Below are 13277 nucleotides of genomic sequence, written 5' to 3'. Positions count from 1 at the left end.
AAAAACCGCCGCCAACTAACATGGCAGCGGTTCTTGATCTTATTATCCCGGATTATTGCTTGTCCTTGGTAGGATTAAAATTTCTACCCGTCTGTTCCTTGCTTTGCCTTCGACGGTATCATTCGCAGCCACTGGCTGGAATTCACCGAAACCCTTGGCGCTGAACCAGCGCGGGTCAAGTTGTTCATTTTTCAAGATGATCTTCATGAATTCGACGGCACGCATGACGCTGAGTTCCCAGTTTGATTCATATCTGGCGGTCCTGATTGGCACATTGTCAGTGTGGCCGCTGATTATGATGTTCCGCGGCGGCTCCATTACCAGCAAGTTCGCAATTTCATTTGCAATATTCATATCTGACGTACGGACCTCCGCCCGTCCTGATTCAAACAGGACATTGTCACGGATTGTCAGCAGCAGTCCCTCGTCCGTCAGCTTCGTATCCAATTTATCTGTCAGCCTTTTCTCTTTTATATAAGAGTTGACCTTCTGCTGGATGGCCAGAAGCTCCATTTGATCCTTGGCGTTATCATCCTGGTCATTCTTTTCGACATCTTCCTTGCGTACGTCAGGCAATTCCATTTGGCCTTCCGGCATTGGACTCTGGAATTCGAATACTCCAGTACCCCCGGCAAAAACATCATTGAAGGCCTTCGACAGTTGCTGGAACTTAGTGGCATCGACTGAGCTCATCGCAAATAGAACAATGAACAATGCGAGCAGGAGAGTGAGCAGATCGGCATACGGGATCAGCCAGGACTCATCCATATGCTCCTCATGATGCTTCTTCTTCCTTTTCCTACTCATCCTTCGCCACGCTGCTTTCTTCGAGGATCATTTTCCGTTCGCCAGCTGGCAGATAGGAGGCAAGCTTCTGCTCAATTACCCTTGGTGCTTCACCTTCAAGGATTGAAAGAATCCCCTCAATCATCATGTATTTCACTTGTGCTTCCTGTTTTGATTTGCGCTTCAGTTTATTGGCGAATGGATGCCATAGAACGTAACCAGTGAAAATCCCCAATAGTGTCGCCACGAAAGCAGCACTGATCGCTCTGCCAAGTTCATCGGTATTGTCCATATGGCTCAGCGCCGCAATCAAACCCACTACTGCACCAAGAACTCCCAATGTCGGAGCATATGTTCCAGCCTGGGTGAAAATGGCCGCTCCTGAGAGGTGGCGTTCTTCCATCGCTTCAACTTCTTCTGTTAAAACGTCCCTGATATAATCAGCGCTCTGGCCATCTACCGCAAGCGAAAGCCCATTCTTTAGAAACTCATCATCGATTTCACTTGTTTTCGCTTCAAGTGCAAGCAAGCCTTCTTTTCGGGCTAGCTGGGCCCATTCAGAAAATAAACGGATCAATGAAGGTAAATCCGCACTTTCCTGTTCCTTGAATAAAATCTTGAAAAGCTTGGGTACTTTCTTCAGTTCTTTTGCAGGAAAGGCAATTGTCACCGCTGCAACAGTACCCACCAATATAATTAAGATCGCTGCCGGATTGGCAAGGGCACTCGGACTAACCCCTTTGAACACCATCCCGACTCCTACTGCAATGATCGCTAATATGACACCAATGATCGACGACTTATCCATGTACGACTCCCCTGTCTGCTTTACTTCTATTTCTGTCTTTAGGTCTTCCAACAGTCATAAATATCTCTTTTTATTTCGACATATTTTAAAAAATCTTAAGTGATGGCCCGTAAAAATAATTTTTCATGAACAATAAAGATTCAGATTTCTTATGCCGATATAGTATAAGTAAGAACTAAGAACATCTAAGGAGGATTTTACGTGGAGGCTATTCAAAATCTCCGCAGGCAGGATACGAGAAAGAAAAACATCTTGATGCTCAGCACTTATTCGGTATCCTTGATTGCGACATCTGCATACACCCTCATTGAAAAAGAACCGATTTTGAAAACGATGGTTTATGTAAGCGAATTAACATTTTTTGTACTGTTTTTCCTGATATTCCAGCTATGGCTTAAGAAGGAGTCCTTGTTCCCTTATGCTGCTTTTGCGGCAATCTTCATCCATCATTACTTTTATATCGGAATGTTCGGAGGCAATGGGGGATTTTTGCTCGTCCTGCTATTCCTGGCGGTCTTTTCGGCCATCCATTTTGAAATAAAGATCTTTGTTACCGGATACACCCTCGGGCTGGTGGGAGTCGTATTGAACACGTTGCTGGCCACAGAAAACCAGGACTTTTTAGGCAGCACATTCACAGCGATTCTCCTTTGCTATATTTTGCTTGGCGCAGTGCTGTTCGTCTTGATCCGTCTAAATGGAAATGCCTTTAAATCACTGGAAGCTTTTCTTGCGGAATCTGAAAATGAAAAAGTCCGCAAAGAGCAGCATAGTGCCCTGCTGCATGGTGAGCTGCTCGTCGTGACGGAGAGTCTCGGTAAAATAAATGGACAAATCCAGACCCATCTGTCTTCGCAAACAGAAATGAAAATCGCTGTAAATGAAATTTCTGCCGGAAGCCAGGTTCAGACTGAACAGATTAACCAAATTTCCGAAAATGCAGAACTGACAAAGCAAAGAATGGATGAAATGTCCGATATGTCCGTCCTGCTCTCTGACAATACTTTGCAGGCTGCAAAAGCATCCGAGAGCGGCTCCGTTAAACTCACCGAGCTCCAGGGCGACATGAAGGAGCTGGCTGCTTCAATTTCCGAACTCAGCCAGACATTCTCCATGCTCACGAAGAAGATTGAAGAAACGAACGGGTTCATCGTCAACATCCGCAACATCACAGAGCAAACAAATCTTCTTGCCCTCAATGCCTCGATTGAAGCTGCACGCGCCGGTGAGGCAGGCAAAGGCTTCTCAGTTGTTGCCAATGAGATACGCAAGCTTGCGGAAATGACGAAAGAAACAGCAATCCAAATTACCGAGAACCTTACTTCTGTTAATGAAACAAACTCAGCAGCTCTGGAGAAAATGAACGACAGCAGTGAAAAGCTGGCAGAGAGCCGTTCCGCAGTCGGAGAGGTTTCTGGTTTCTTCACGGAAGTCAGCAGCACCCTTCGTGAACTGACGAACCAATTCAGCCAATTCGAATTGACTGTCAGTGATGTTAAAAATCAGACAGGCGGTGTTGAAGCCTCAACACGTGAGCTGGCGGCCATCATTGAGCAGGCAACAGCAGGCCTGGAAGAAATGAACGCAACGATTGAAACATTGAATGACGATAATGAGACAATCGCAGCATACGTCAGCCAAACAGCAGCAGCTGCTGAAAAAATCAAAACACTCGGAGCGTAAGCAAATCCGTAGTTGATTGAAACATCTTAATAACAGAAGGGCCAGGCTGGAGTTTTCTCCGCCTGGCCCTTTATTTTATAACAGCTTCTTTTCAATTTTCCGTTCGTAATTTTTAAATAGATAGGAATTTGTTTTAGCTCCCCTGCTGGACATTATTTTATTGTATCTTAGCAATTTTTGGCTAAGTTCCTGGTTCAGTCTGTTTTTCTCATCAGGATTTTCACAGTTGCGTATCAAATCCTCGATGGACATCACTTCCTGCCTGAGCCTCTGTTCTTCCGGAGAAAAACCTGCATTTTTCAGCATCTTGTAGGCCATTCTCAGGTCCTCTGGCACGGCTGACATATCTTCCAGATTCAAAGGCTTTCCGTAGCCAGGCAAATTTTCAAACTCTCCATCTTTGTATGCACGCTTGATTCGATCCTCCGACACCACCATTGAAAAATCCATCTGAACCACTCCAGTCGTCCATTTTTAGTATTTCTCCTATTATTATATTATTTTAATCCAGTATTTTCTAATTTAAATATTTGGTAAAAGAGATGATTTTATCACGCTAAAGGTTTAAAGAGTTAGCAAGCAGGTTATTTAGTATGTAAAATAATTACACATCAAGGGGTGTCGACAAGATGATTTTTGGGGGTATAGGATTTACTCTTATTTCAGCAGCCTTTTTCATGGGGCTCGTCGCGTGGTATTCGTATGTAAAGACAAAAGGAGAAGTCAGCGATTCAGCTGGATATTTTCTAGCCGGCCGCGGGTTGACCGGCGGCTTTATTGCAGGTTCTCTCCTGCTCACCAACCTTTCGGCAGAACAGTTGGTAGGCCTGAATGGACAAGCCTACCGTACCAATCTTTCCAACATGGCATGGGAAGTGACAGCTGCTTTTGCCATCATCATCATGGCCATCTATTTGCTGCCAAAGTATCTTCGCGGCAATTTCACAACGCTGCCTGAATTTTTGAGCAAACGATATGATGAAGGTGTCAGACAGTATACGGTTCTTCTTTTTATGCTTGGATACATTCTTGTTACCGCGCCTTCGATGCTCTATTCAGGTGCACTTGCCGTATTGCAGCTTTTCAACTTTCCAGAGCTGTTCGGCATCTCGTATGAAGCATCTGTCTGGATTGTCATCTGGCTCATCGGAATCATCGGGGCCATCTATGCGATTTTCGGCGGACTGAAAGCTGTTGCGATTTCGGATACATTGAATGGGATTGGCTTGATTATCATTGGCCTTCTTGTCCCAATACTGGGCCTGATCGCACTAGGCGATGGCAATATTGGGGACGGGATGAAACAAATCGCTACTACGAACCCTGAAAAAATGAATTCAATTGGGACAAAGCAAGATTCCGTTCCATTCGGCACCATTTTTACCGGGATGATTTTCGCTAACTTATTCTACTGGGCTTCAAACCAATATGTCATCCAGCGTACACTTGGAGCGAAAAACCTGGCTGAAGGCCAAAAAGGCGTTTTGATTTCCGGATTCTATAAGCTGCTAGTGCCGCTGACGATGATGATTCCCGGCGTCATTGCCTTCCATATGTACGGAGATGGGCTGAAGTCAGTTGACTTGGCTTATCCAGCGTTGATTTCCGATGTATTGCCAACCTGGATGTCCGGCTTCTTTCTGGCTGTCCTGCTTGGCGCAGTACTAAGCTCATTCAACTCATTATTGAATAGCGCAGCAACGATGTTCGCGCTTGATATTTATAAAGCACGCTTTAACCCTGAAGCAGATGACCGCAAAATAATATCGGTAAGTAAAATAGCTGGGACACTGCTGGCTGTCGTATCATTATGTATCGCCCCGATGCTGATGAACGCACCCGAAGGATTATGGGATTTAATCAGAAGGTTCACAGGCTTTTTCAATATTCCAATCATCGTCATCTTGCTTGTCGGGATTTTCACAAAACGAGTACCTGCACTTGCAGCTAAAGTCGTGATCATCTTCCACGTGATCACTTACTATATGCTCGTTTGGGGTACGCAGCATCTATTCGATTTTGCTGTACCGATTCATTTTATCCACATTTACGCAATCTTGTTTGTAGTCGAAGTGGCAATTATGATCGCCATCGGAATGTGGAAACCAACAGCAAAGCCATATACTTTCCACTCCGAGGCAGCAGTCGACATGGTACCATGGAAGTACTCGTTGCCTGTATCTGTTGTCCTGCTGGCTCTCGTTGCCATCATCTACGTCGTCTTCTCGCCAATTGGATTAGCGTACGATGGAGGTTATGTTTCTTCAGCATTTTGGCCAATCATCACTGGGATACTTGCGATTACAGTCTTACTATCTTATCTGGCAATCAAAAAATGGAACAAAGCCTATGCCGGTTATCTCTTGACAGAAAATCCGGTTAAAGCAAACAAGGAAAAAACATTGGATAGAACAAAGCTTAAACCGACCACAACAGAATATTGATTTGTATTTTGAGACCTATCATTGTGCTGGTAGGTCTCTATTTTTTAAACAGATCAGCTTGGATTACTCCTAGGGAGAATAGTTAATAGACATTTCGTAGCCTTTCCTTACCTGAAATGTCCATTAAACCTCTTTTATTAGACATTTTGCTGCTGCTCCTTGCTGGAAATGTCTAGTAAACCTCTTTTATTAGACATTATGTTGCTGCTTCTTGCCGGTAATGTCCATTAAACCTCTTTTATTAGACATTTTACTGCTGCTCCTTGCCTGAAATGTCCATTAAACCCCTTTTATTAGACATTTTGAGGCTGCTCTTTGCTGGAAATGCCTATTAAACCCCTTTTATTAGACATTTTGCTGCTGCTCTTTGCTGGAAATGTCTATTAAATCCTTTACAATAGACATTTTAAGATTTCGATGCTCCGGAAATGTCTATTATCCACTTCTTATTTGCCGTCTTGAAACTCTACCTGCTGGACAAGCATTAAAGCAATTCCCCACATAATCAAAGGCGTCTGGTCACCCAGACGCCTTTCCTTATTGATATCCCTTTGCGCTTTCCTTTAATATTTTATCCTTGAAAAGTGTGTAGCTCCAGGACTGGTAGGCAATGATAATTGGCACGAAAATGACTGCAACGACGAACATGATGGTCAGGTTGAGCTTGCTGCCTGCAGCATCAAAAAGTGTCACGCTGTAGGCATTGTCTATTCTTGATGGCAGCATGTTCGGGAACATCCCTACGAAGCCGAAGGCCATTTTTGTGAAAATCGTCAAGCAGACAGCGGTAAAGGCATAGCCGATTTTCTTTTTAAAAATAAAGTAGACTGCCGCGAGCATCGCAGCCAGTGCGATTACCGGCACAGTCCAGAGGATCGGTTGCTGTGAGTAATTATCCAGCAATGGCGTCCTGTTCACTGTCGCCAGAAAAAAAAGCGACAGCATCGCCGGAGCCACGCCAGCCATTATCCGTGATATTTTGTATGCTCGGACTGCGGTTTGCCCTGCTGTCTTCAACTGAATCCATAATGAACCAGACAGAAGGAACAATGAGACAAACAGCAATCCTCCCAAAATGCCATAACCATTCAACAAGCTGAACAAATTGCCTTCATAGCCATTGGCACCGATCAATAATCCTCGGTACAGATTGGCGAAGGTGACGCCGAATAAGAAGGCGATCAAAAAGCTGCCGGTGAAGAAGCCCCATTTACACCCTGCCTGCCATAGTGGGTTGTCGTCCTTATGCATGAATTCAAGTCCGATTGCCCGAATGAACAAAGCAATCAGCACCAGGAACAACGGCGTATACAAAAAGCTGAACATGTCCGCGTAGACAGCCGGGAAGGCCGCAAATGTCGCTCCTCCAGCTGTGATCAGCCAGACCTCATTCCCGCCCCAGAAAGGTCCGACCGCCTCCTGGAGCTGGTTACGCTCCTGGCGGTTTTTAGCGATGAACGGGAACAGCATTCCGGTCCCAAGGGTGTATCCATCGAGGATAAAATAAACCGTCCAAATCAATCCCCACAAACCGAACCAAATGATTGCAAGTGTATCATGAGACATGTTTCACGCCTCCTTCAAGGCCATATTTAACCTCTGATTCCGGACCTTTTTTCGCATATTTGATGATCAAATAGACATCTGCTATCAATAAAACTGTGTAAAAAATGACGAGAGCTGCCAAGGAGAAGATCACCTGGGACAACGCGATTGGCGACACACCCTCAGATGTCTTCATCAATCCGTACACAACCCATGGCTGTCGTCCCGCCTCTGCTACCATCCAGCCGGCATTAATCGCCAGATACGGCAGCAGTACAGAATATAGGACCAGCTTCAAGTATTTTGGTGAGTTCTCCAGTTTGTTTTTCCGATAAAGGTACAAGCCGTACCAGGAAACAGCCAGGAAAAAGACTCCTAGAGCGACCATTACCCTGAACGCATAAAAGACCAGTTCCACGTTAGGCCGTTCATCCTTGGGAATGTCTTTCAAACCTGTGACTTCCCCATCAAAGGAGTTGGTGTAGAAGAAGCTGCCCAATTTCGGAATGCTGATTGCCTCAAAAGCATTGCGCTCGTTTTCCTGATCGGGAATCTGGATAAGATGGAATGGCATGTCCTTTTGTGTCTCCCAGACTGCCTCCATAGCCGCTCCTTTTGCCGGCTGCATTTTAGCAGCAAAAACACCGGACTGGTGCCCGATGATTGGTGTGAGAGTCGCAGAAAACAAGGCCATGGCAAGACCGTACTTGAATGACTTTTTATAAAATGCCGTTTCGTTTTTCCTGAGCAGGTGGTAAGCACTGATGGCCATCATGAAAAACGCCCCCACAATATAGGCACTTACAACAGTGTGTACAAACATATACCAGGCATAAGGATTAGTGACGAGCTCCCGGAAGCTGTTCAATTCGACTCGGCCATTGTTAAGGACATAGCCGACCGGGTTTTGCATGAAGCCATTGGCAGTAATGATCCAGAGAGCGGAAATATTCGTACCGAGAGCGACCATCCAGATCGAAAATGCCCGCAGTTTTGGTGTAAACTTATCCTTTCCGAACAGCCAGATGCCCATGAAGGTAGATTCAAGGAAAAAGGCGACTAGAGCTTCAATCGCGAGCGGCGACCCGAAAATATCACCCATATACTTCGAGTATTCTGACCAGTTCGTGCCAAACTGAAATTCCATCGTAATGCCGGTAATCACACCAAGCACAAAGTTGATCGCGAACAGTTTTCCCCAATAATCCGCCATTCGCTTATATGTCTGGTCCAGGGTGCGTGCATACTTTGTCTCCATGATGGCAACGAGAATGACTAAACCAATCGTTAATGGGACAAATAAAAAATGATAAAAAACAGTCACAGCAAACTGGATCCGGCTTAATATCAGGACCTCATCCATCTTTGATACCTCCTTATTTATTGTTTGTGAATTTTTTAACATAATCTCAATTCTATTTTAAAAAAACTTTGTGAGTGATATCGAAGATTTTTGTTGAGAATTTGTGACATTTTTATCCATCAATTGTGATGCTGGTCACAGACAAACAAGAATAACGTATCGCCTTGGTCAGTCCCGACAAGCGCTGGAGCTTGACATAAAAACAGGCCCTGATTATCAGGACCTGCACGCATTAAATATTTCCTATATTTGATGGGTCTGTACTGACTCCTTGCTGGCCCGGCACCCAGTTCGCCGGCACACCTTTTCCTGTTTGTTTTGCATACTCGAAAGCCTGCAGCATCCTTACGTGCTCAGGAAGGTTGCGGCCGACATTTCCGGGATAAGTAAGCTTCGCTCTGATAATGCCACCGGGGTCGATGAAAACTGAAGTCCTGAAGCAGGCCCCTGTTGTTTCATCCAGGATTCTATATGCGCGGCTGATTACCTGCGTCCTGTCGCTTACCATTGGATACGTAACATTTTTCAAAGAAGGAGAAGTCTCTTTAAAAACCTTGTGTGAATAAACACTGTCAGTGCTGATTGCCAGCAATTCAGCACCCAGCGCTTTTATATAAGGGTATACAGCGGCGACCGCCGCCAGCTCTGTCGGTCAAACAAAGGTAAAATTACTTGGGTAGAAAAATAAGATGACCCACTTTCCCCGATAATCCTCAAGGTTAATCTTCTTTATGTCACCATTGATCAATGCATCAGCTGTAAAAAGCGGGGCCTGGTCATCCCGGTTCGCACAAAAAACAGTCGGACATTCAACCAAATCCTCAGCGTACAATTTTTCATCCATTGCAGCCGCCCTCCTTTATTTAAATTTGTATCTATACAATCATATGCAGCTGATTTCTTATATTTCAGGTTCCAACAGGAAAAACTAGATTGAACAAGAAAGGAGGGTTCATGAATGAGCAGAGGCAAAGGGTTCAACCACAAGAAAAAAGGCCATCCAGGAGACCTGCCCTCAGGCGCCTTAAAACCAAAGCGTCCTGAAACAGAGGCGCAGGAAGATGAGGAATTCCTAGTCGTCCAGGAGGCGTTCAAAAACCGTGTAGAGGAAGACGAAGCATAAATAATGGCTGGACCTGGCAAATAATAGCCGGGTTCTTTTTTTATTGAAACCTTTTTCCAGAGGGAATCGTATAAGTAGTTATTCACAGTTTTTTAACAGAATAACAAGAATTGGAGGAGGAATTAATATGATCGTAACTACAACTTCGACTTTGCAGGACAGGGAAATCGAGAAATATCTAGGGATAGTTTCTGGGGAGCCAATAATATTAAAAAGCTAATGTTGAATTCAAATAACAATAGCCAGAAAAATGACACCAAGAATACCATATAGATAAGCTAAGTCCTCTTCAGACAAAATCCTTGTTTTCACGATGTAGGACCCATAGCTTCCCCTCACCTTTTTCAATTTAATCTCCCTAACCGATCCGTATTTTGATTTCTCCTGACGTCTGGATTTTTTCTGGAACCGGCCTTTCTGATCTCTGGACCTGGTGCTGACGTCCCTCGATACTGGTGATGTTAGCTCCTGATTTAACAACTCGGCTATAATCCTCAACTTCTCCCTTTCTGTCATTATGATCATTGACTTCCCTCCCCTCTCCTGTTATTTTAGGTGATTGCTCCCTCCATAACGGAGTATTATCCAGCTCCCATAAAGGGGAGGGAAGAGGGACGTCGCCCTTTTTATTTTGGCTCATTAGCTTAAGAAATTCTTCCGAGTATGCAGCTGTGAATAATGCTGCCCTTATGATTTGATTTCGGTCCAGATGTGTTGATTGAAACATTTTATCCACATATTGTTGATAACTATCTGCATAACGTACCGTAGGTCTATACATTTCATTGCCTCCTTTTAGACGTCTTGTGACGTCCTTGATAAAGGATATTGGACCCTGCTTGTCCAATATTCCGATATATCATGCATTTTTGTATAAAACTTCGGATAATTGGACATGAATGGTTAACGGAGGTGTATTCAAATGTTTGGATTAGGAAAGAAGCGTTCAAGGTTGGGGCGCTGGTTGGATAACAGAGGGATTTCTCAGCAATGGTTGGCAAATAAATCTGAAGTGAGTCGGTCAACGGTTAGTGAACTATGCAGTGCTAATGGTGAACATGAACCTACACTACCGACAATGAAAAAAATATTAAAGGCAATTCGAGAAATAGATCCTAATATCAAAAGTGATGATTTTTGGGATATGTAAATTCCCAAGCGCTTGGTAAAATGGTGTTTGGAGTGATTATAATGAATTTTACGATTACATTAACTTTTCTTTCCAGGGGAATAAGAGTGCAACGTAAAGGGTCTTTTCAAAAAAGAAGAAGGACACCTGAAAAGATTGCAGCTGACTGGATCAACGAGATAAAAAAGGAAATGGATGTTGGGGAGGTACTAAAAGTTGAAGCTGATGGTGTCGATATAACTGACAGAGTAAAGGAAAATCCTTCATAAATGTCAGGTGATTTATGTGTACCGAGAAAGCTTAGGAACGATTTTAAGGATGGAAAGGTTCAAAAGAAACCTTTCACAAGAACAGGTTTGTGAAGCTATTCAAATGAATATAAAAACGTTAAGTAAGATTGAAAACGATAAGAGTGTAAATGGAAAGACCATTAAAAGGTTGATCGATTATTATGAATTAGGATATAAACTAACCCATCTCCAATGAGAAGGGTTTTATTTTTTTTATTAGGAGGAATATGTTTGTATAAATCCAATTAGGAGGTTATTAGATGAATAATGAAAGCATAGGTACTCAGTTAAGATTAGAACGATGTAAAAGAAATATGTCTCAAGAGTCAGTTTGCGAAAAACTTAATATGACAACCAGGACTCTAAGCAACATAGAGAATGACAAAGGTAACCCTCGTCAATCAACTCTAAATAAGTTAATTGATTTCTATGAATTAGATCCTCAAGAAATTAAGTAAAGCCATTCTCTCCAATGAAGAAATTTTCATCTTTATAATTTATAATTTATAATTTTAACCGATATAACAATGTAAATACTCACAGGGGGATGTATGCATTGAATTTAGAAGTTCTAACAGCAAAGATTAACAAAAATGTAGATGAGATGGAATATTCAACAGCAAGGGTTTTTATCGAAGAAAACATTAAAATATTAAATGAACATAAGAATCTGTTGAATAAGAATGCAAGAGAACTTTTAAATTTCCTTCTGGAACTCCAAGCTGGTAACGGAGAGCCATTGACCAGAAAGGACTTAGCAATTCTTAATGCAGTTAATACATATGCTAATAAGTTTGATGTTAGAGGAATCAAGATGCTTCTTAAGGGTAATCCAAACCTTTTAATAAGAAAGGATAGCCTTGCGTACTTGAATGCTGATGCAAAAACTATTCTTAAAGGTATGGGAGCTATCTAAAGAATTTCATAAAACTGATAAAAGTCCCTCTAGATTGAGAAGGACTTTTACTCATGAAAAATAAAGGGGAATTTTAAACTAACTCGAATAATACTTAGTAAAAATTTATTTTTGGAGGTATGTAATGAACCCTATTTTGACTCAAATTGGAACAGTTTTTATACCTGCGGGGAATATTGAAGAAGCTCGGGATTGGTATTGTGATATTTTAGGATTAAATGTGCAAGGTGAGATCCTGTTTGGCCATTTATTCGTTTTGCCAACTACAAATGGAACTGGTATTGTTTTAGATAGCAAGATTTTTTCAGAAAAAAACACTTTCAAAACACCAGCTTTTCATTTTAATACTAACAATATTGAAGAAGCCTATGAATATATGAAGGGTAAGAATGTCGAATTAATTACGGAAATTGAGCACGAACACTGGTTTAATTTTAAAGACCCTTACGGTAATCATATGATGGTTTGTAAGTGTTAACTTTTTAATGGATGTGTGTTAATCCATTAAGTACAATTTTAAAAAGCCCTTCTCAAATGATAAGGACTTTTATTTATTTACTTTACAAAGTTTCTCAAAGGAATAATGTCCCTAAATTTAGGTAATTTTAATAAGGTCAGTTTAGAACACATTAGAAGGGTGTTTTTATGGAGAAAAAACTGCTAAGATTACTCGTGTCTTTGTGTTTTATTTCTTTGCCATTTTTATTTAAGGGTAAGAAAATGAGAGAGAATTTGGTAATATTTTTTTCAAAAGGAGTCCTTGCTACTCTTGTTGATGCTTATGTAGTAGGAACAAAGAGAGTGGAATATCCAGTTAGACCTTTTCCTAAAGTTTTTAGGACGAATATTCTTTATGACATATTGTTTTTCCCAATTTTAAGTGTTATCTGGGTGAGGATTTCATACAATGATAATCTCTTGCGAATTTTATTAAAAAGCTTGATCTTTAGTATACCAATGAGTTATGGCCAATGGTTTATGGAGAAAAACACAAAGTTATTTAAATGGAATAAATGGTCACCTTTCCATACTTTTGTGAGTGTTAATTTCACTTTATTTACGATTAGAGGATTCGTGGGTTTGTTAAAGCTGTTGGATAAAGTTAAAGGGAAAGAGAGCATAACCGGATATTAAAAGAAGAAAATCAAGCCCTTCTATATGTAGAAGGGCTTTAAGTCTTTCTGCTGTGC

Annotated in this window: 18 protein-coding genes; 11 read left to right on the top strand and 7 right to left on the bottom strand. The window is 42.1% G+C overall.

Going from position 1 to position 13277, the window contains the following annotated elements; all coding sequences use genetic code 11:
- Positions 1–42: 42 nt before the first annotated feature.
- Both motB and motA read right to left on the bottom strand, forming a co-directional pair.
- The gene (motB, locus tag J7E35_RS13040; protein ID WP_214780341.1) at positions 43–807 is read right to left on the bottom strand and encodes a flagellar motor protein MotB; all 765 of its coding nucleotides are present in this window, start codon (positions 805–807) and stop codon (positions 43–45) included.
- Positions 800–1594, bottom strand: a complete 795-nt coding sequence (motA, locus tag J7E35_RS13035; protein ID WP_214780339.1) for a flagellar motor stator protein MotA — start codon at positions 1592–1594, stop codon at positions 800–802. Before motA ends, motB begins: the two co-directional genes overlap by 8 nt.
- 255 nt (positions 1595–1849) lie before the next feature.
- Here motA and J7E35_RS23720 point away from each other — a divergent pair, with 255 nt between their 5' ends.
- Positions 1850–3277 (top strand): methyl-accepting chemotaxis protein, encoded by a 1428-nt coding sequence (locus J7E35_RS23720; protein ID WP_483297664.1) that lies wholly within the window; start codon positions 1850–1852, stop codon positions 3275–3277.
- A gap of 75 nt (positions 3278–3352) precedes the next feature.
- Here J7E35_RS23720 and J7E35_RS13025 read toward each other — a convergent pair whose 3' ends face one another.
- On the bottom strand, positions 3353–3727 hold the full coding sequence (locus tag J7E35_RS13025) for a DnaJ family domain-containing protein (RefSeq protein ID WP_214780335.1): 375 nt from the start codon (positions 3725–3727) through the stop codon (positions 3353–3355).
- A gap of 179 nt (positions 3728–3906) precedes the next feature.
- Here J7E35_RS13025 and J7E35_RS13020 point away from each other — a divergent pair, with 179 nt between their 5' ends.
- Positions 3907–5721 (top strand): solute:sodium symporter family transporter, encoded by a 1815-nt coding sequence (locus J7E35_RS13020; protein ID WP_214780333.1) that lies wholly within the window; start codon positions 3907–3909, stop codon positions 5719–5721.
- A 537-nt stretch (positions 5722–6258) separates the two neighbouring features.
- Here J7E35_RS13020 and cydB read toward each other — a convergent pair.
- The 3 genes from cydB to J7E35_RS13005 all read right to left on the bottom strand — a co-directional run bounded on the left by cydB (position 6259) and on the right by J7E35_RS13005 (position 9473).
- On the bottom strand, positions 6259–7287 hold the full coding sequence (cydB, locus tag J7E35_RS13015; protein ID WP_214780332.1) for a cytochrome d ubiquinol oxidase subunit II: 1029 nt from the start codon (positions 7285–7287) through the stop codon (positions 6259–6261).
- Positions 7277–8629: a cytochrome ubiquinol oxidase subunit I gene (locus tag J7E35_RS13010; RefSeq protein WP_214780331.1), complete on the bottom strand. Its 1353-nt coding sequence runs from the start codon at positions 8627–8629 to the stop codon at positions 7277–7279. The genes cydB and J7E35_RS13010 overlap by 11 nt, the downstream gene beginning before the upstream one ends.
- 232 nt (positions 8630–8861) lie before the next feature.
- Positions 8862–9473, bottom strand: a complete 612-nt coding sequence (locus J7E35_RS13005; RefSeq protein WP_251040944.1) for a peroxiredoxin — start codon at positions 9471–9473, stop codon at positions 8862–8864.
- Positions 9474–9587: 114 nt separating this feature from the next.
- Between J7E35_RS13005 and J7E35_RS12995 the strand changes: the two genes are divergently transcribed.
- Both J7E35_RS12995 and J7E35_RS12990 read left to right on the top strand, forming a co-directional pair.
- Entirely contained in the window at positions 9588–9752 is a 165-nt protein-coding gene (locus J7E35_RS12995) for a hypothetical protein (protein ID WP_214735699.1), read from the top strand.
- A gap of 127 nt (positions 9753–9879) precedes the next feature.
- The gene (locus J7E35_RS12990) at positions 9880–9972 is read left to right on the top strand and encodes a heavy metal-binding domain-containing protein (RefSeq protein ID WP_251040943.1); all 93 of its coding nucleotides are present in this window, start codon (positions 9880–9882) and stop codon (positions 9970–9972) included.
- Between the two features lie 138 nt (positions 9973–10110).
- Here J7E35_RS12990 and J7E35_RS12985 read toward each other — a convergent pair whose 3' ends face one another.
- The gene (locus J7E35_RS12985; protein WP_214780330.1) at positions 10111–10533 is read right to left on the bottom strand and encodes a hypothetical protein; all 423 of its coding nucleotides are present in this window, start codon (positions 10531–10533) and stop codon (positions 10111–10113) included.
- Between the two features lie 141 nt (positions 10534–10674).
- Between J7E35_RS12985 and J7E35_RS12980 the strand changes: the two genes are divergently transcribed.
- From J7E35_RS12980 to J7E35_RS12950, 7 genes are all read left to right on the top strand, one after another.
- Complete coding sequence (locus tag J7E35_RS12980; protein ID WP_214780329.1) at positions 10675–10902, top strand: helix-turn-helix transcriptional regulator; 228 nt, start codon at positions 10675–10677, stop codon at positions 10900–10902.
- Between the two features lie 86 nt (positions 10903–10988).
- Positions 10989–11150, top strand: a complete 162-nt coding sequence (locus J7E35_RS12975; protein WP_214780328.1) for a hypothetical protein — start codon at positions 10989–10991, stop codon at positions 11148–11150.
- 7 nt (positions 11151–11157) lie between these two features.
- A complete protein-coding gene (locus J7E35_RS23715) occupies positions 11158–11367 on the top strand; it encodes a helix-turn-helix domain-containing protein (protein WP_353050369.1) in 210 nt (69 codons plus the stop codon).
- Between the two features lie 64 nt (positions 11368–11431).
- Positions 11432–11629, top strand: coding sequence for a helix-turn-helix domain-containing protein (locus J7E35_RS12965; RefSeq protein ID WP_214780326.1), 198 nt, complete (start codon positions 11432–11434; stop codon positions 11627–11629).
- Positions 11630–11727: 98 nt separating this feature from the next.
- Complete coding sequence (locus J7E35_RS12960) at positions 11728–12087, top strand: hypothetical protein (RefSeq protein ID WP_214780324.1); 360 nt, start codon at positions 11728–11730, stop codon at positions 12085–12087.
- A 124-nt stretch (positions 12088–12211) separates the two neighbouring features.
- Positions 12212–12565, top strand: a complete 354-nt coding sequence (locus tag J7E35_RS12955) for a VOC family protein (RefSeq protein ID WP_214780323.1) — start codon at positions 12212–12214, stop codon at positions 12563–12565.
- Positions 12566–12732: 167 nt separating this feature from the next.
- Entirely contained in the window at positions 12733–13221 is a 489-nt protein-coding gene (locus tag J7E35_RS12950; RefSeq protein WP_214780322.1) for a CBO0543 family protein, read from the top strand.
- The last annotated feature ends 56 nt before the right edge of the window (positions 13222–13277 follow it).

The sequence above is a fragment of the Bacillus sp. ISL-45 genome (assembly GCF_018613195.1).
Lineage (GTDB): Bacteria > Bacillota > Bacilli > Bacillales > Cytobacillaceae > Mesobacillus.
This window is presented reverse-complemented; position numbering and strand designations above follow the sequence as displayed.